The 16,893-nt window shown below is 45.2% G+C and carries 19 protein-coding genes and 1 pseudogene; 1 reads left to right on the top strand and 19 read right to left on the bottom strand.

Translation table 11 applies throughout. The features are described from left to right. Positions 1–3: 3 nt before the first annotated feature. The 18 genes and pseudogenes from MKY66_RS08435 to MKY66_RS08350 all read right to left on the bottom strand — a co-directional run bounded on the left by MKY66_RS08435 (position 4) and on the right by MKY66_RS08350 (position 13,748). Positions 4–1,224 (bottom strand): RtcB family protein, encoded by a 1,221-nt coding sequence (locus MKY66_RS08435; protein ID WP_076209266.1) that lies wholly within the window; start codon positions 1,222–1,224, stop codon positions 4–6. Positions 1,225–1,400: 176 nt separating this feature from the next. After that, on the bottom strand, positions 1,401–1,823 hold the full coding sequence (locus MKY66_RS08430) for a hypothetical protein (RefSeq protein ID WP_076209267.1): 423 nt from the start codon (positions 1,821–1,823) through the stop codon (positions 1,401–1,403). A gap of 108 nt (positions 1,824–1,931) precedes the next feature. Beyond that, entirely contained in the window at positions 1,932–2,366 is a 435-nt protein-coding gene (locus MKY66_RS08425) for a GNAT family N-acetyltransferase (protein ID WP_076209268.1), read from the bottom strand. Between the two features lie 39 nt (positions 2,367–2,405). Further along, complete coding sequence (locus MKY66_RS08420; protein ID WP_076209269.1) at positions 2,406–2,831, bottom strand: GNAT family N-acetyltransferase; 426 nt, start codon at positions 2,829–2,831, stop codon at positions 2,406–2,408. 16 nt (positions 2,832–2,847) lie between these two features. Beyond that, positions 2,848–3,378, bottom strand: a complete 531-nt coding sequence (pgsA, locus tag MKY66_RS08415) for a CDP-diacylglycerol--glycerol-3-phosphate 3-phosphatidyltransferase (RefSeq protein ID WP_036610288.1) — start codon at positions 3,376–3,378, stop codon at positions 2,848–2,850. Next, entirely contained in the window at positions 3,378–3,923 is a 546-nt protein-coding gene (locus tag MKY66_RS08410; RefSeq protein ID WP_076209270.1) for a ClbS/DfsB family four-helix bundle protein, read from the bottom strand. The genes pgsA and MKY66_RS08410 overlap by 1 nt, the downstream gene beginning before the upstream one ends. Before the next feature lie 199 nt (positions 3,924–4,122). Next, the gene (locus tag MKY66_RS08405) at positions 4,123–6,048 is read right to left on the bottom strand and encodes an ABC transporter permease (RefSeq protein ID WP_076209271.1); all 1,926 of its coding nucleotides are present in this window, start codon (positions 6,046–6,048) and stop codon (positions 4,123–4,125) included. Continuing rightward, a complete protein-coding gene (locus tag MKY66_RS08400; protein ID WP_076209272.1) occupies positions 6,045–6,800 on the bottom strand; it encodes an ABC transporter ATP-binding protein in 756 nt (251 codons plus the stop codon). The genes MKY66_RS08405 and MKY66_RS08400 overlap by 4 nt, the downstream gene beginning before the upstream one ends. Positions 6,801–6,916: 116 nt before the next feature. Then, on the bottom strand, positions 6,917–7,921 hold the full coding sequence (locus MKY66_RS08395; protein ID WP_076209273.1) for a sensor histidine kinase: 1,005 nt from the start codon (positions 7,919–7,921) through the stop codon (positions 6,917–6,919). Next, positions 7,918–8,607 (bottom strand): response regulator transcription factor, encoded by a 690-nt coding sequence (locus MKY66_RS08390; protein ID WP_076209522.1) that lies wholly within the window; start codon positions 8,605–8,607, stop codon positions 7,918–7,920. The genes MKY66_RS08395 and MKY66_RS08390 overlap by 4 nt, the downstream gene beginning before the upstream one ends. Before the next feature lie 190 nt (positions 8,608–8,797). Then, positions 8,798–9,574 carry an SDR family NAD(P)-dependent oxidoreductase gene (locus MKY66_RS08385; protein WP_076209274.1) on the bottom strand — a complete coding sequence of 259 codons (777 nt, stop codon included), beginning with the start codon at positions 9,572–9,574 and terminating at the stop codon, positions 8,798–8,800. Positions 9,575–9,622: 48 nt separating this feature from the next. Beyond that, the gene (locus MKY66_RS08380; protein WP_076209523.1) at positions 9,623–10,369 is read right to left on the bottom strand and encodes a class I SAM-dependent methyltransferase; all 747 of its coding nucleotides are present in this window, start codon (positions 10,367–10,369) and stop codon (positions 9,623–9,625) included. A 193-nt stretch (positions 10,370–10,562) separates the two neighbouring features. Continuing rightward, positions 10,563–10,946 (bottom strand): VOC family protein, encoded by a 384-nt coding sequence (locus MKY66_RS08375; protein ID WP_076209275.1) that lies wholly within the window; start codon positions 10,944–10,946, stop codon positions 10,563–10,565. Between the two features lie 130 nt (positions 10,947–11,076). Next, positions 11,077–11,592, bottom strand: coding sequence for a GNAT family N-acetyltransferase (locus tag MKY66_RS08370; protein WP_076209276.1), 516 nt, complete (start codon positions 11,590–11,592; stop codon positions 11,077–11,079). A 34-nt stretch (positions 11,593–11,626) separates the two neighbouring features. Next, positions 11,627–12,151 carry a YfiT family bacillithiol transferase gene (locus MKY66_RS08365; protein ID WP_076209277.1) on the bottom strand — a complete coding sequence of 175 codons (525 nt, stop codon included), beginning with the start codon at positions 12,149–12,151 and terminating at the stop codon, positions 11,627–11,629. 47 nt (positions 12,152–12,198) lie between these two features. Next, positions 12,199–12,738 (bottom strand): annotated as a pseudogene (locus tag MKY66_RS08360) (GNAT family N-acetyltransferase). Positions 12,739–12,746: 8 nt separating this feature from the next. Next, positions 12,747–13,286, bottom strand: coding sequence for a hypothetical protein (locus MKY66_RS08355; RefSeq protein WP_076209278.1), 540 nt, complete (start codon positions 13,284–13,286; stop codon positions 12,747–12,749). A gap of 21 nt (positions 13,287–13,307) precedes the next feature. Then, the gene (locus MKY66_RS08350) at positions 13,308–13,748 is read right to left on the bottom strand and encodes a hypothetical protein (RefSeq protein ID WP_076209279.1); all 441 of its coding nucleotides are present in this window, start codon (positions 13,746–13,748) and stop codon (positions 13,308–13,310) included. Positions 13,749–13,932: 184 nt separating this feature from the next. Here MKY66_RS08350 and MKY66_RS08345 point away from each other — a divergent pair, with 184 nt between their 5' ends. Continuing rightward, positions 13,933–14,706, top strand: coding sequence for a sporulation protein (locus MKY66_RS08345; RefSeq protein ID WP_076209280.1), 774 nt, complete (start codon positions 13,933–13,935; stop codon positions 14,704–14,706). A gap of 168 nt (positions 14,707–14,874) precedes the next feature. On the opposite strand, the gene MKY66_RS08340 is transcribed toward MKY66_RS08345, so the two are convergent. Continuing rightward, positions 14,875–16,842, bottom strand: coding sequence for a PRD domain-containing protein (locus MKY66_RS08340; protein ID WP_076209281.1), 1,968 nt, complete (start codon positions 16,840–16,842; stop codon positions 14,875–14,877). Between the last annotated feature and the right edge of the window lie 51 nt (positions 16,843–16,893).

Below are 16,893 nucleotides of genomic sequence, written 5' to 3'. Positions count from 1 at the left end.
TGACTAATCCTTATACGGATCGAATTCATTACCTCCGGCCATGGCGACGCCTACTGGGCGCAGCACATGGTTGATTTTCAGCGTATTCGCATGTGCGTTCAGCACGTCTTGCAGTTTCTTATACACAAACGGACTTTCGTCTGTGCCCGCTCCCCGCAGTTCGACACCATAGGCACGAATCGCCTCATGCATCTGTGCTTCGCTAATCTCGCCACCCATGCGTGTGCGCAGCTTGTAATTCATTTTGCCAGCCGCCTGGGTTCGGCTCATCGTGCGCCCTGCCCCATGAACAGTGCTACGGAATGACTCGGTATTCTCCTCGCTGTGGATCCCTTCCACAATTACCGAGATATCACCCATACTGCCTCCAACAAAACCGAGTTGCCCGGGTGCCAGTGGCGTTGCACCTTTGCGGACCACAACTACCTCTTCACCCATGTGTTGTTCCTTCCAGGCAAAGTTGTGATGGTTATGTACGGCGTATTCAGCACTTGCCCCCAGAATTCCGAGCACCTGTTCAATAACATAGTCGCGTCCTGCATAGGCGTATCGGCCCGCCAAAGTCATTCCATCCCAATACATATCACCCATTTCGCTGTTCAGGTCAAACAACGTAGGCGGTTGATCCATCGATTCGCCCGGCGCTTTGCCACTGAACTGACGCCCTGCGGCAAGGTTAAGGAACCCACTCGCCACTTTATGACCGAACCCGCGGCTGCCAAAATGATTTGCAATCCACACCTTCCCCGTTGCTTCTTCCACAAAAATATCCACGAAATGATTACCACTGCCTACGGTTCCAAGTTGGTTGCGTGCAAGTGTCTTCAGCTTATGTTGTAATCCCGGTTCAATGGTATCAAACAGCTTCCAGCTCGCGTCATCGAACAGTTCATGATCCACGCGTGTTGGATTGTTACGACCCACGCCGAAAGATATGGTCGAATTGATGTCATCCATGATCGTTACAATCTGATCCCGAATATCTTCCCACATCAGATTGGTGCGCACAGCCTTGTTGCCACAAGCAATATCATATCCGACCCCTGACGGACTGATCATATTCCGATAAGCGACAACACCACCGATGGGTTGCGAGTAACCTTTGTGATGGTCGGCCATCAGAGCCACACCCAATACATCTCCATATTGCGAACAAGTCACCGCCTGACTTACGGCGTTCTCCAGCGGCTCCCCCCAGACTTTAATGTTATCTACGATCCGCATGATTGTGTTAACCTCCTATGTACTTTTTTTGAAAATACATCTTTTATTTCTATACTGTTGTTCTCATTAGTTTAACAAAGATCAGCGTTGCTCGAAACGTCGTCTTCCTTCAGTTCACCATTATCTGCGCATAAAAAAAGAGAGCTCGGCTCCCTTTTCTCACGGTTGGTTCCTATTCACTTCTTGCTAATCTTAAACTTGAACGCCCAAGTCGCTGTGTTACCAGAATATCGACCTCTGTTCTCCGTCACCACCACGGAAAGTGTCTTGTTGGTTGATTTGGAGAACGAAGATAGTTTGACGTTGGTGCTTTTATCCCCGTAATCAGGAATTTTGTCCTGTTCTTCGGCGATGGCCTCCAGTTTCAACGTACCCGTGGATTTCAGGTTTAAGGTGACTGACGAACCCTCTTCCAGATCTTTGCCGTTCACACTTGCTCCGATGGCCCACTCATTACCGACAGAGTTATTCTCGACAAGTTCTGCGCTCACCAGCGTAACGGTTACCTTGACCGTTTTGGCGGCAGCATAGGAGGTTGGGGAACATACGGCGAATACCAGGCTCAGAACCACGAAAACATTAGCCCATTTTTTGAACACGAGAGTGCCTCCCTCTTATTCAATTCTTTTGTTCAGACTATGCCTTATTCGCCATGTTCCTTAAGTAATCCTTCCACTTGTGTAAGAACTTTTCTCATGAAGTGCGTGTTAAAGATGCTTCCGGTAACCCTGAACTTTCTCATCCTTGAAACCTAACTTCTCATAAAATATATGTGCTTCCTTACGCTGATCGCCAGACACCAGAATCATGTAACCACAACCCATATCTTTGGCAATCCGCTCAATCTGGAGCATTAACCTCTGCCCAATGCCCTGCCTGCGTACCTGATCCGATACAATCACATTCTCCACAACCATGAACGGTTTGCATGGCCCCACCAGATCCATACACTCAACCCCCATAACGGACCCAACCAGTTTGCCATTGTAAAATGCCCCAAGCACATGATAATGGCCATTCTGCTGTATGTAATGGAACATCTTTTTCATCTGCTGTTCATTGGTAGGCATTCCCACCAACTCATTGTATAGCTGGCTTAGTGCCGGTAAATCTTCAAGTTCGATTCCTTTAATGGTAACCATGATAACCCTCCTGATTTTTCCTATTTCGCACGCTTTGTCTTACATGAGGTCCTTTTTAAAATAATAATGACTGTGTCCGGTCGGTGCATTCTCGATCGTTGTGATCAATTGGTAGCCATGTTTCTTGTAAAATTCCGGTGCTTGATAGGAGAAGGTGTTCAACATGACAAAATCACAAGATTTCTCGCGCGCAATTCGCTCAACTTCAAGCAACAACTGTGAACCATATCCCCGATGCCGTTGTTCAGAATCCACCCAAAGAATATCAACCTCCAGCCAGTTCCAGCAAAGTGTGCTAAGCACACCTGCAACAATCTCGCCAGTCTCACTTTTGATATTTAAATTCAGTTCTTCGTTCCGATGCCTTAATTCCTCGCTCACATGGGTCGCATTATATGCGATAAGTTGCTCGCGAACATACTCTGAATCCTCTGAAGTACTTGGATTAATATTTATTTGGGACATCTCCTAAACACTCCTTTTATCTCAACAGTTTATAATTTACGATAATGTAATTCATTCCGGATAAGAGAGTAACGCCTGTTGCAACCCATAGCAATGCCACATCCACTCTGATATCAGTCAGCAAACTAAACGGAACATTATTCAACAAAATGGCAATGATGGCTGCCACCTGAAGCACCATTTTGATTTTTCCATAACGATCAGCTGCAAGAGCAATACCCTGTTCTGTGGCTACCATTCGCAATGCAGTAATGACAATTTCACGTCCTATAATGATTACAGCAATCCATGAACTGATCATATTCTCCTGAACCATCATGACCAGCGCTACCGCAATCAACAGTTTATCCGCCAGCGGATCAAGCAACTTTCCCAGATTCGTGATCTGATTATATTTCCTCGCCACATATCCATCCAATTTATCCGTACCTGCTGCTACTGCAAATATAATTAGTGCAATCATCACGCTTTGCTGATTGAGAAAACAGATCATAAACAATGGAATCAACGCGATTCTAGCCAACGTGATTTTATTTGCCAGATTCATTAGACATCTATTCTCCTCTCATCCATGTTGGCTAAGTGACCTCTTTTCCATTTACGTAATCGGGTCCGAAAGGATTTAAAAGGAGCTACCGAATTAATCTGGATCCACTTCACCATGGCCCATCCAGGCTTGGTACCCGTCCACTGTCTCATCCCTTGTACAAATAATTCCTCTTCGCTCAGCGAGTCAATCCAGTTCTGCCATTGTTGTTCTGTCTCCCGAAACAAAGAGCGTAACTCCTCCAGCGTATAGCCTGAATACTTTTCGTAAAATGATTCATTTAATTGCCCCAGTTGGTTCCATTTATACCCTGGTGCAGGCATATGACATTCATGTCCCAACTGTTCATTTCGCTCCCAATCCATCACCAGGTTCATCCATCCTAACTGGTAGGAGATCATCTGGGCAGGCGTCTTATCTACACCTTCAACCCACTTATCTTTGTCACTGTTATGGATGTCATTGAATTCACCCTCAAACAATACATAGGTGCGTCGAATCGTCTCACTTAATTCTTTCTTCGAGGCATATAGAATTCCAGGCACGCTACTTCACTCCCTCGTTTCACCGTTATACATGAATCAGAAGCATGGACTCTATCGTCATTTCGACTCAATTCCATAATCATCCTTTTTTTTCATGAGGCATTATACTTAGAAAAAGAAAAAAGAGCAGTCTGTAAACAATACAACTGCCCTTTACTCAATCTATTTTTGATAAATCAGCATACTCCTGATGCCAATTCTATAAAGCTTCCTTAATCACCCGTTTATAGTACCACACAGACAACAGACCAAAAATCGAATATAACAATGTATAGACTATCATGACAATGACCGTTGGTGTCGCCAGCTCCGTACCAAAGAAAAACCAACCTGATTTCACGGCAAAGTAACTATGACTCAATCCCACCACAAGCGGAATACCGAAGTTAAACAACTGCTTGATCTGAATTCCCCTCAACAGATTGCTTTGTGTAAATCCAAGTTTACGAAGAATGGTATAATTGCCCTTCTCCTCTTCACTCTCGTTCATTTGTTTAAAGTACAGGATACATCCCGATGTGATTAAGAACGTCAAACCAAGGAAACCAACAATGAACATAATTAAGCCCATATTGTTACGTTGGTTATTTCTGAACTCAATCTGGGAGAAGCTCGGTGCTTCCAACTGTAGCTCCTTATATACGGCATATGCCTCTTCAGCCTGCCCCTCGTTTAGAATACGCACACCATAGTAGTCAATCCGCTCGGGTTTCTGCAGCTCGGGATCGATATCCTGTCGCAGCTGCTGATATACCGTTTCATCCACTACCGCAACTGGCGTCCCCCCAGTGTAGTACGAAGGAAGCACTCCCTGTTTGGTGGTTCCGATCAGTTGTTGCTCTAGCGTTCGCTTCAACCCATGCAAGACGATTGGACCTGTCTCCTGAATGGAAATCAACTGCTGAATGGCATTTCCATATCCCATGAAGACCACTTCACCTGGTTGCAGATCGATGTTATCTACCATTTTGTCACTGACTACACTACTGAACAGGTATTGTTCCGTCATGGACTCATCCATCACTGCTTGTGCATCAATTTCAATGTAAATGGGCTGTCTATGCTTCTCTTCATATGGAATCTGTTTGTGTTCCAACTCCGTTACAAAGCGATTTTTCACCTCCGCCTGAGCAAAAGAGAAATCCTCCGGCAAGCTTTCCTTCGCCTGAGCCTCTGCCGAATAATACGAAATGTAACTGAGTGACAGCATGCCAATAGCGAGCGCCGATACGGTTGTAATAATCGTGAGCAGCAATGCATTAGATTTCATGCGGAACATGATTGAAGATAAAGACAACACCTCATGAATGGTAAGGTATCCGTTTTTACTTTTGCGAATCAGATTAAAAATAAAACTTACCGAACCCTTATAGAACAGGTATGTCCCCAGTATGACCGAGAAGAGAATCAGGATCATCGTATACATCAATTGCTGCATATCCATTGCCTCACCGCTGAACAGCCGTGCAGACATGATGTATCCATACACAATCAGAGCAATACCCAAGACGCCAACAATCATCTGTCCGACAGACATCTTCTGCACCTGCTGCTCCGAAGTGGCCGACACCCGAAAGAGCGAGAGAATGCTCTGTCTCTTGATAAAAGTGTAGTTCATCAGCATGATGAGCAAATACATTATCGTAAAGACAATCACCGTTTGCATCAGTGCCATCGGAGAGAAGTACAATTTCGTAATCGTATCCACACCGAGAATTTTGAACAATATCATCAATACCAGCTTGGACGCAAGAAACCCAACTAACACACCAATGGCCATGGAGCCAAAATAAAGAATACTGTTCTCCGCACTCAAAATACCAAAAATTCTGCCTTTCGTCAGTCCGATCAATTGAAATAATCCAATTTCTTTGCTACGCCGCTTGATAAAGATCGTATTGGCAAAGAGCAAAAAGATGCCGACAATGACGACTAACAGTACCGAAGATGCGCCTATAGCCGCCGCACCTTTTGTTGAAGCAGCCACCTCATCCATGGAAGGATCATACTGTAACGTCACAAAGGAAAAATACAAGGCCACACTGAACACAAGCGCAAATACATAGAGATAATAATTCTTCAGATTTTTTCTGAGATTGCGGAAGATAATATAATTCAAGCTCATTGCTGTACACCACCCAATACGCCCTGGGTTTTGATAATATCGTTGAAGAACGATTGCCGTGACTCGTCTCCTTTATTCAACTGGGTGTAGATCTGACCGTCTCGAATAAAGATCACTCTGCTGCAATAACTTGCGGCAACCGGATCATGGGTAACCATAATAATAGTCGCTTTTCGTGCGCTGTTCATCTCACTTAACTTGCCGAGCAGATCCGAAGCGGACTTGGAATCCAGTGCTCCTGTCGGCTCATCCGCAAAAATGATACTCGGTTCGTGGACAAATGCCCGTGCTGCCGAAGTCCGCTGCTTCTGACCCCCTGAAATCTCAGATGGATACTTGTCTTTCAACTCGTAGATTCCCAGTTCACGGGCAATCTGTTCAAACTTCCGGTGTGCCTCCTGCTTTGGAATGCTGGTGATCGAGAGCGGTAATAATACATTTTCCTTCACCGTAAGGGTATCCAGAAGATTATATTCCTGAAAAATAAAGCCCAGATGATGTTTGCGGAACTCAGCCAGCTGTTTCTCCTTCATTCCGGTGAATTCCTTGCCCTCAATATCGATCGTGCCCTGGCTCACCCGATCGATGGAGGAAAGTACATTAAGCAGCGTTGTTTTACCCGAACCCGAAGGCCCCATAATACCAACAAACTCTCCCTTGCTTACTCCAAGATCAATCCCCTTCAGCACTTCCTGTTTATTCAGTTTATTACCATAGACTTTATGAATTTTTTTGGCTTCCAGTATCCACATATCCCACTCACTCCTCTTAAATCTTCTGCAAAATGCTCATGTCTATATCATAATCGGGATGTGCAGTGTTATCGTGTGATTCACCGAACAAAACCAAAAAGCATGTGACATTGTTGTCACACGCCTGCAAGATGCACCATGTCGTTTTTTCGCGGAAAAGTAAGTGTGACGGTTGTGCCCTCGCCAAGAGAAGATTCTACATGAATGTTCATATGAAGCGTCTGGACCACCTGACGAACCAAATATAGCCCCATCCCGGTAGCCGCCCCATCCATTCTGCCTCGGGTGGACGTAAATCCTTTATCAAATATACGTGGCAGATCTTGAGTCTCAATCCCTCGCCCGTGATCTTGAATCATGAGTATGATGTGTCCATCCTGTTCCCGACTTTCAATGAGGATGTCCGATGAATCACTATACTTCACCGCATTGCTCAGCAACTGCCGGAGGATGAAGCCTAACCATTTGCTGTCTGTGAGCACGCGCGATACCATTAAAGACACATCAAAGCCAATACCCTTGGAAATGCACCACGATTTCAACGCTCGTATCTCGCTATTCAATATCGGTTCAAGTTCCGTCTCTTCGATGAACAGATCATTATGCATGAATGGAATACGCTTCTGATGAAGCTGCTGATCCAGCAACTGATGGATTCGTAACCATTCATATGTCATTTGGCTCTGTAACTTGTCATCTGGCAAGCGCTCGATCATCAGTTGCAACGCTGTCAGTGGGGTCTTCACCTCATGAATCCAGGATAACATCTCGTCCTTCTCCTGTTCCAGAGCGATAAAATGGTGTGACGTCTCCTTACGATACCGCTGTGTCTGGGAACTGACCGCCTCATGTACAATCTGCTCATATGGACTTTCGGCGATATCGAGTTCTCTCAGATCATAGGTATGATCCCAGATGCTCAATTTTCTATAGAAACGGGTCTCTTTCAGGTATCTCGCCCAGATAAAAACAAGACATACCACCACATTCAGTCCTACGATATACATCACAGATTGGAATGGAATGGACGAGTCCAGGTAGGCCACCAATAAAATAATAAGTTGCATGCTTACCAGTAGCCATAACCAACTAACCCTTTCTCGTATGTACTTTCCGATCATGCTTCTGCCTCTTCCGTTGCCATGTATCCCTGCCCTACTTTGGTTTCAATGTACCGCTCCAAGCCGATGGGTTCAAGTTTCTTCCGTAACCGATTAACGTTAACCGTCAGCGTATTGTCACTCACGAAATGCTCGTGATCCCACAAGCTCCGGATGAGGTCCTCACGGGAAACAATCTGATTTTTGTGCTCGACCAGCACTTTAAGGATGAACATCTCATTTTTGGTTAACAGAACAGATTCATCCCCGCAGGTCAGTGTATTTTTCACATATTCAATAGCAGCACCGCGCCAGGTTCGGAGTTCAGTATGCTCTGTATTATAGTTATACACCCTCCGCAATGTCGCTTGGATCTTGGCAATCAATACATCGAAGTGAAAAGGCTTCTGGATAAAATCGTCTGCACCCAAACGCATGGACATGACCATATCCGCAGGATGATCCCGTGAGGACAAAAAGATAATCGGCACATTGGAGTGCGAACGAATGATCCGGCACCAATGAAACCCGTCATATTGGGGTAACTGAATATCAATAATGACCAGTTGCGGCTGAATTACGCTGTACTCCTGCAATACCTTGCCAAAATCCTGCACACCATACACGTCATACGACCATTGGGACAAACGTTCCTTGATTTCACTGAATAACGACTCGTCGTCTTCAATGAGCATAATTTTAAACAAGAGATTCACCACGTTTCTGATCTTCTAAGGTTGAATAAGGTAATCAGACTCCATTGTTGCAGGATCACCTTTACCGTTACGAATCGTTCTTCCGATCGCTGATTCCAGTGTACAGGGAAGTTGGACTTATTTCAAAAGGTATCCATACTTATTACTTCACAAGAAAACAGGCAAAACGAAGTATACGATATTAACTCTCGGTGGATTGTATAACATGGCTTGCATCAGTGTGTTCATCGATCCGCTCGATCAACTGCTTCGCTACATCTTGTGGCGATCTTAATTGTCCTGCTTCATATACTTGATTGAACATACCCACAAGGGCGAACTCCTCTGCACTTTTGCCTCGTGCAACAGCCTGCAATTCCGTATCAACCATCCCCGGATCAAAAGCAATAATCTCAACAGGGTTCTGTTGGCCCGTTTGCTCCAGAGATACGCATTGGGTGAACATGTTCATGCCTGCCTTGGATGTACAGTACACTGCCATTGAAGGCGCGGGATAACTTCCCGAACCCGATGAAAGATTAACAATTTTACGTCTGGCGGACAGGTGATTTGTTTGTTGAATAAAAGATGAACTCAATATCATTGGCGCTGCGAGACTGATATTAAGACTCTGACTTATCTCTGCCGCGCTACACTGATCGATAGGTCTTAGTGGCTCCAGCATCGCTGCATTATTAATAAGTCCAATGAATTCAGCTTCTTGAGAAGGTATTTGGTCCAATATGCGTGTAATCAAATCATCGATCCCATTCAGGTCGGCAAGATCGTACTGAACATGGCGGTAACGCCCGCTCCATTCCTCGCCTGATTCCAACAGATGCGAACCCCCGCGTGAAATACCGTAAACGTGATCCCCCTTAGCCAATAATAACTCTGCAAGTTGTAAACCGATCCCTTTGGATGTGCCTGTAATGATAAAGTGTCTTCTTCCTGTTCCTGTTCCTGTTTTTGTTCCCATTCCGATACCACTCCTCTTCTATTTTCAATGAATGTAATTCCCCTACTCTTACGAGTTTTTCTTTCTCCACAACGTGGCCCATAGAAAAGGTACACCAAAACATGGTTCATGCTGCTCCATCGTCTTCATTGCACGGAACTCCACACATTCAAAGCCATCTTCCAGCATGTAGCGAAGCTTCTCCTCCGTGAACGCAAGACCACCGCGCATCGACTTCTCTTGATACACCTGCCAATCATTCATAACGATCTCAGGCCCACCAATATCGCCAAAACCAGGAGCAAAACAAGTCATTCCAAAGTATCCTCCAGGCCGGAGTGCATTGTGAATCATCTCTATGTAGGGAATGCGCTGATGTGGCAACAGATGATGCAGACAACCCGAGTCGTAGACAAGATCATATTCTTGCTCTGGGGACAGTTCGAACACAGATCGACATTCAAAATGCACGTCCAGTTGCTCCTCTGCCGCCCTCTCTTTAGCCCAAGCAATAGCTGTCTCCGAAAGATCATAAGCATCTACCTGATATCCTTGGCGGGTTAAATACAACGCATTTCTGCCGGGGCCACACCCCAGTTCCAGTGCCTTGCCGCCGCTTAGCACACCTTCGTTCACATGCGCTACCAGATTCTCATCCGGTTTGTTTGGGAAAAAGGGGATTGGTCTGTTCCGATCCTCATAGAAAGGTTCCCAAAACTGCTTGGCAGATCTGAAATCCGCATCGAGCATATCATATAGATCCTGTACACTTTTAATCGTCTTTTCCACAACCACATTCCTCCTTAAATTCTCCATCCAAACCTTCATTTCAGACTATTCATTCCTCGTCATTTTCAATAAATCAGCCACACTCTATTATAACATTTTTACCCAGTAGTTCTCTATTTTTCTTGTGTTTTTCTACTCCAAAACATAAGCTTTTTCCCAAGAAAAAAACGACCGACATGAATGTCGATCGCTTACAGGCATAGCGGTTTTGAATTGTAACTTACTTCGCCCGTTCCAAAACTGCAAAGTAATTTCCTTCGTTATCAGCAAAGTTGAAAACACGCCCCGTTGGCATCTCGACAATCTCTCCGACCGTTACATGTTTACCAGCCAAGTCGGCATATAACTGATCCAGATTTTCGGTGAAGAACATTAACGAAGGTGTGCCCAGATTTACACCCGCCGACATCCGTTCAACGAACTCTTTGTCATGGAGTATAATGCTTGTCTGCGAGTCTGGGGTAGGCGCAATCTCAATCCATCTCATGCCCTCGTCAAGGTTTACTTCATCCACAATGTGGAATCCTGCGACTTCGGTCCAAAAAGCCAGTGATTCATCTTGATTATTGACATACAACATAACCTGACCGACTTTGCTAAACATGGATCAATCACTCCTCTGATCATCTAATCTCTCAACATCCTGCTTATCATTCTTCAAATTCCAATAGAGTATAACATGCAGGACAGGTTTTTTATCATCTTTCTTTGCAAGTACTAACTACACATTAGACTTATTGCGTGGCTTTTAACTTCTTCGTAAGATAAAGTACAACATCGTCGTCCATAATCGTTTCTTCACCCGGCTGAATGTAATGATCATGTTTGTGTACACCGTGACCGTCTGGTATGTACCCGCGATGAGCATATAGAACTTGCGCTTTGCCATAATCGGAAAATACGCCTACACCAATGCCTGCTACATCCGTTCGTTCCAGAATAACTTCCTCTGCTCGGTCCATCAACCGTGAACCAATACCTTGGCGCTGGAACTTCATTAGTACATTAAAATCGTTAATTTCGGGAATGCCTTGTTCCCTGAAAGACGGGTAGCTGGAATTCCACAATACATTCACGTATCCGGCAAATTCTCCATTCAACTCGGCTACCAAGGTTACGCGTTCCCCATTCTGTTGTTCATCCAAGTAATGAGTATACTGCTCAGCGAATCTCCCCCAACCCTGCTCCTGAAACGCCTTTGATATGATTACAGGATCGCTCTCATTTAATAGTCTGATATGTACACTCATTGATAATTTCTCCTCAACAAGATATTTTTTCTAGCTATATTCCCAGTCGATCCCGAAGCGATGTGATGTGAGCAACATGGTGTTTGCCATGCCAAGCATACATGCCCAGATTGTAATCCAGTCTTGTCGTTTCTTCCGATGAGGGATGATAAAATTGTTTGGCATAATCTGCATCTGTCAACGCGTTTAACAGAAACACCCAACGACGATGGAGGGCATCCAGAATCTGAAGCGAGAATTCCACATCCAGGTCTCTTGAATCACTCAATTCAGCCCAGCGCTCTTCATAATAAGGCCGAATCGTTGGTGTATCCTCTGTCAGGGCCAACTTGAAACGAATCATACTGTTCATATGGCTGTCTGCCATGTGGTGAATGACCTGTTTGAGCATCCATCCACCTTGTCGATACGGCAGACTTAATTGCTCTTCACTCAGTCCCTTTACCGCTTCTCGTGCGCGTTCAGGCAACTCAGCAATGTCCCGAATCCACTGCTCTCTCTGCGCGGGCGTAACTTCGCCCGTATGTACAAATGGTCCTAGCGGATATCTTTCATCCATCCATTATTCCTCCTTGTTTATATGATTCAAATAACTTTAAACAGGATCTACAGGGCATATTCCATAAGCCAACAGTCTCGCATCTGTCCTTCGTGCTGCTCATGTTTCTCCAACAGCTTAATCTTTTGGAAACCACATTTCTCGTAACAGGATATCGCTCGCAAGTTCCAGGATTGAGGGTCCATAACCACTTTACGGGCTTGTTTTTCATTAATCAGATAAGCCAGCATGGATTACATCAACTGCGTACCAATGCCTTTATTCCAGTAGTCTGTCTCACCAATAAACTGATCCGTTCCATAGATGATCTCATCCGTGTCTCCATAACCATACTCCGTTCGTTCTTCTTCCTCAAGCTTATAGAACTGAATGTATCCAATCGGATGTCCTCCATACTCAACGATACAACGAGTAGCACCATCTTTCTGATTGTAAAAATGCTCTCTCACCTGTTCCAGATCATGCGGCCGATCACGCCCTTCATAGTATTGAAGAACTTCCGGGTCTGACAGCCACTTCACCAGATGTTGTTCATCTTCTGTGTCCAAGAAACGTACAGTGATTTCATTCGATTCATATACATTCATCATTCTGATTACTCCTTATTGATCTCCAGATTCTCACCCGTAACCCAACTCAGATCCTTCCCTAACAAATGCTCGTTGTGAACATAATACACCATGGGATTCTCAAGCGGTTGAGTCGTTCCATCCAAAGATCTGAGCGTTAACCGCAACTTGTAGCTCCCTATCTCATCAGGTATCGCAAATCCTATCAGATTATCAGCTGATTTCATGGTTTTCCCCTGCGCCTTCAGATACTTTTCCAGAATGACTTGATCAAGATAGGAGCTGCCAACGGACGAAGGCATGTACCACGCATCATCTTGTTCTTCAGTGAATGTGACCCCTTCCCATCCAGGGACAACAGGATACACCATATGTCGATCCTTGTCTTCTCTTTTTCGCGTTATCTCTAACTCTACCTCAACTGCGTCCGTATCAATCTGCCTGATTGTGCCTGTCATCACAACATCCTGTGCACTCACACTTGGAATAACATAGCTGTATATGAGCAGAGTCACCAAGAGGATTATCGTTATTCCCGTAATCCAAAATATTGTACTTTTACGCATCTGTCTGATCCTCCCGTCTGGTTAATCATACTTCTGGAGTAGCTCCTTCTCTGTTAAAGATTGAGTTAACCTATCCAACTCAGGTGATGCCGTCCAATCACTGGAGGTGTTCAATCCATGCTTGATGGTATGTATCGAGCTATGTGCAGACATGTATATATTATGGTGGATTCCAGGTTGGACAATGATGTGCTCTCCTGTACGCATCACTCGAATCGAAAACATCTGATCGTCTCCATAACTGGCATACGCAATCCATCCGGTTTGCACCACATAAAACTCCGTTAAGTTGATATGTACATGACTGTTTTGCCATGCTCCGTGGGGAGAGGCAACAGTTCTGCAATAATAACTGCCATCTTCTGCTATCATTTTATATTTTTGTTCCCCGTTCGCCATCTGCTCGAAGCTGGTTTTGACACCCGTTTCACCATATTTCTGTTCCGAAAATTCTGTGTTCAATCGGCTTCACCTCCTGTCAAAAAATCCCTTTATTTAAACATTCGACATAGGTAAGTCGATTCTCCTGTTTGGATATGCGATATATCTTTGCTAAAATATGAAACGCTTCTCTTCCAGCTTCCGTATTAAGGTCGAAGCCGTATGTATCCCATATAATAAACCATCTGATCTGGAGGTTGAGCGCATGTCATTTTTCAAGAAAATGTTAGCCAGTGTAGGTGTTGGAGCAGCCAAAGTAAATACGGAATTGCATACACCAGAGGTCACGCCTGGAGGAATCATCTCGGGGGTTGTGTACATTGAAGGTGGAGATGTGGAACAGAATGTAGATCGAATCTATCTTTCAATCAAAACCCATTACATACGGGAGCGCGATGATCGCAAAGTAAAAGAAACAGCCGTTATAGCCAAATATTTGCTCACCGAAGGATTCACCTTACAGCCTGGTGCCAAATTGGAGAAAGACTTCTCATTTGACCTGCCAGAAAACCTGCCAATTACACTACATCGTGCAGAGGTGTGGGTAGAAACAGGCCTTGATATTTCAAGTGCTGTAGACCCCTCAGACCGGGACAGACTGCATGTTGTTCCTACCAAAGACATGAACACCGTGCTCGATGCAATTGATATCCTTGGTTTCAAGCTACGTGAAGTGACCAATGACTACGCACCAAAGCTGGGCGGTAATCTGCCATTTGTGCAGGAATTTGAATTTGTACCAACAAACAAATTCCGTGGGCATCTGGATGAGTTGGAAGTCCTGTTCTATCCGATGGGCGATTCGCTGGAGCTGTTATTACAGATCGACCGCCGCGCTCGTGGGCTCAGTGGAATGTTCTCCGAAGCCATGGGCACGGATGAAAGTTTTGTCCGCCTGCATCTGTATGAAAAACATCTGGCGCGGGGTGCACATTCTGTCGCTCAGGGTCTGGAAGAAGTCATATCCAAACATATCTAATCTATAGTTTGTGTAAACGAATAAAAACCGTCCTCTATCAGACGAATCTGACGAAGGACGGTTCTTCCATTTTCCAAAAGGGAATTTGAAAAAATGGGGGATAAAAACAATCGTAAAGTTGTTCTGTACTCAAAGTGTCAGTGGAATTATCCTTAGTGAACTTATATATTAATACACTTCGGTACTTTTCAGACTCAACGTTTCACATACAAGTTGGGCAAAGGCATCGAAGCTGCTGCAGGATCTCAGGCTTTCCAACTTCTCCTCCTGCCGGATCAATTCTACAAACAGATCATAGATCCCCATCGCCTGTTCGTAATCCTCTTTGCAGATGGATAACATAAATACCGCATGTACTTCATTCTCCTCATCCCACGGAATCGGCTTCTCAAGCAGACATACCGATACGGTTGTACGGGTTGAGCTCAGCTCCATGGGATGCGGAATCGCCACACCTCGTCCAAGCGCCGTTGAAGCCATCTTTTCCCGTTCCTGCACAGCGGGCCAGAACTGCTCCGTCACGATTCCCTTCTCCAACAGTGCTCCGCTCATCTCGGCCATAAGTGTCATTTTGTCAGGCTGATCGGACCGAAACATGAACAACGCTGGATCAAAGTAACGTAGCAGCGTCATTTCCTCCTGCTCATCACTGGTTCGCACCAAATGAGTGATCGTTGCCATGTCGCGTTCCGATGGAATCGCAGCAATGACAGCCGACGGCTTGCCTTTGGACTCCCGTAACCGGATCGTGGAAATGACCATATCTTCAGGCACACTCCCCATCTCCTCGTACTCCCGTAGTGAAACCACTCGAGATACTTCCAGCTCGGCAAATAACGAACGCAATCTGGATTCAAGAATTCGGGCTGTGCCGTATCCTGATCCACAGACCAGCAGCACGGATTTCCGTTTGCGATGAGGAATCTGATATTTACGCTCCAATGCTGCACCAATATGAAGAGCCAGGTAACCTATCTCACTGTCATTGATCTCATGAGGTACGTATGTCTGCAGCTGTTTCACTGCACTGATCGTAATCTCATAGGCCAGCGGATAATATTTACGTATATGTCCAAGCAATGGATTCCGCATATTCATGCCATGTTCCAGGCGAGTAATCATGGGCTTCAGATGGGCATACAGATCATTCGGCAATCGTTCATCATCACGCAGATCATAGGTGTACCGATCATAGATATGACCCAACATTTGCTGTACAGCAAGATATAACGGGTCACTTCGAAGTCCATTCCAATCGGTAGCGGTCATTTTTTTGCTAACAATGTGCAGCAGCAGATAATCTCGCTCTCCAACTGGACAGTGAATGGAATATAACAACTCCAGATCCTGAATAATCTGCTGTGCAAGTTGCTGATCCTGAACATTCGCCTCCACTTTCTCGAATCGCTCTAGTTCATGCCCCTGCTTAATACGTAATACCATAACAGCCAGATGCGTAATCAGATCTTTCAGTGCCACATCTGCAATACGAACATTCTGTTTGCCTACATGGCGAATGACGATCTCGCGGATGTGTGCGGGTTCGATTGGATACAACAAACGTTCCTGTGCAACGGTCATTCCTTCGGGGCCCAGTTCTTCATCTCGCGCATCGGCGTACTCGGCAAGGCAATAGCGAAACCTTTGCTCGTCTCCGACGACCTTCACACCATGTCCTGGCTTGATCTGAAGCTGAAGCTGGTAGTTCTCCAAAATCTGACGAATGATTTTCAGATCATTGTTCATTGTTGCACGGCTTATAAACAGCTGATCAGCGAGGTCTTCCATCTTGATATGACCCGGTTCACCAAGCAGCTTGAACAATTCATAACGGATACGCTCATCAGGCGAACCAGGTACTGGAGCACCTTTTTGCCCATCATCCTTCCGTTCCTCCAACAGCTCATTATACCGCTTCGCATCATGCACACGAATGGAATAACCCCGCCCACGCTTGGACTCCAGGCTCCCGCCATACCCTGCAAGGATGTGATCCAACTTTTTCAGATCATCCCGAATGGTACGCACCGTAACCTCCAGCCTGTCTGCAAGTGCTTGGCTCGTCCAAGCCTGTTCCTGTCCTTCAGCATGAATGAGGTGGAAAAGCTTTTTCAACCGTTTAGTTGGAAAAATCATACCGATATCCGACCTCCCTTCTGATCAGGATTGTGTCAAACTAAAGCTCAC

Origin of the sequence: Paenibacillus sp. FSL R5-0766, assembly GCF_037971845.1 — a bacterium.
GTDB lineage: Bacteria > Bacillota > Bacilli > Paenibacillales > Paenibacillaceae > Paenibacillus.
Note: the sequence above shows the minus strand (reverse complement) of the source record. Positions and strands in the feature narration are given on the sequence as shown.

What these genes read in the sequence shown, in the direction of transcription:
- MKY66_RS08435 (WP_076209266.1), bottom strand. Translation starts at nt 1,224, where the DNA reads ATGCGGATCGTAGATAACATTAAAGTCTGGGGGGAGCCGCTGGAGAAC.
- MKY66_RS08425 (WP_076209268.1), bottom strand. Translation starts at nt 2,366, where the DNA reads ATGGTTACCATTAAAGGAATCGAACTTGAAGATTTACCGGCACTAAGC.
- MKY66_RS08420 (WP_076209269.1), bottom strand. Translation starts at nt 2,831, where the DNA reads ATGTCCCAAATAAATATTAATCCAAGTACTTCAGAGGATTCAGAGTAT.
- pgsA (WP_036610288.1), bottom strand. Translation starts at nt 3,378, where the DNA reads ATGAATCTGGCAAATAAAATCACGTTGGCTAGAATCGCGTTGATTCCA.
- MKY66_RS08405 (WP_076209271.1), bottom strand. Translation starts at nt 6,048, where the DNA reads ATGAGCTTGAATTATATTATCTTCCGCAATCTCAGAAAAAATCTGAAG.
- MKY66_RS08400 (WP_076209272.1), bottom strand. Translation starts at nt 6,800, where the DNA reads ATGTGGATACTGGAAGCCAAAAAAATTCATAAAGTCTATGGTAATAAA.
- MKY66_RS08395 (WP_076209273.1), bottom strand. Translation starts at nt 7,921, where the DNA reads ATGATCGGAAAGTACATACGAGAAAGGGTTAGTTGGTTATGGCTACTG.
- MKY66_RS08385 (WP_076209274.1), bottom strand. Translation starts at nt 9,574, where the DNA reads ATGGGAACAAAAACAGGAACAGGAACAGGAAGAAGACACTTTATCATT.
- MKY66_RS08380 (WP_076209523.1), bottom strand. Translation starts at nt 10,369, where the DNA reads ATGGAGAATTTAAGGAGGAATGTGGTTGTGGAAAAGACGATTAAAAGT.
- MKY66_RS08375 (WP_076209275.1), bottom strand. Translation starts at nt 10,946, where the DNA reads ATGTTTAGCAAAGTCGGTCAGGTTATGTTGTATGTCAATAATCAAGAT.
- MKY66_RS08370 (WP_076209276.1), bottom strand. Translation starts at nt 11,592, where the DNA reads ATGAGTGTACATATCAGACTATTAAATGAGAGCGATCCTGTAATCATA.
- MKY66_RS08365 (WP_076209277.1), bottom strand. Translation starts at nt 12,151, where the DNA reads ATGGATGAAAGATATCCGCTAGGACCATTTGTACATACGGGCGAAGTT.
- MKY66_RS08355 (WP_076209278.1), bottom strand. Translation starts at nt 13,286, where the DNA reads ATGCGTAAAAGTACAATATTTTGGATTACGGGAATAACGATAATCCTC.
- MKY66_RS08345 (WP_076209280.1), top strand. Translation starts at nt 13,933, where the DNA reads ATGTCATTTTTCAAGAAAATGTTAGCCAGTGTAGGTGTTGGAGCAGCC.
- MKY66_RS08340 (WP_076209281.1), bottom strand. Translation starts at nt 16,842, where the DNA reads ATGATTTTTCCAACTAAACGGTTGAAAAAGCTTTTCCACCTCATTCAT.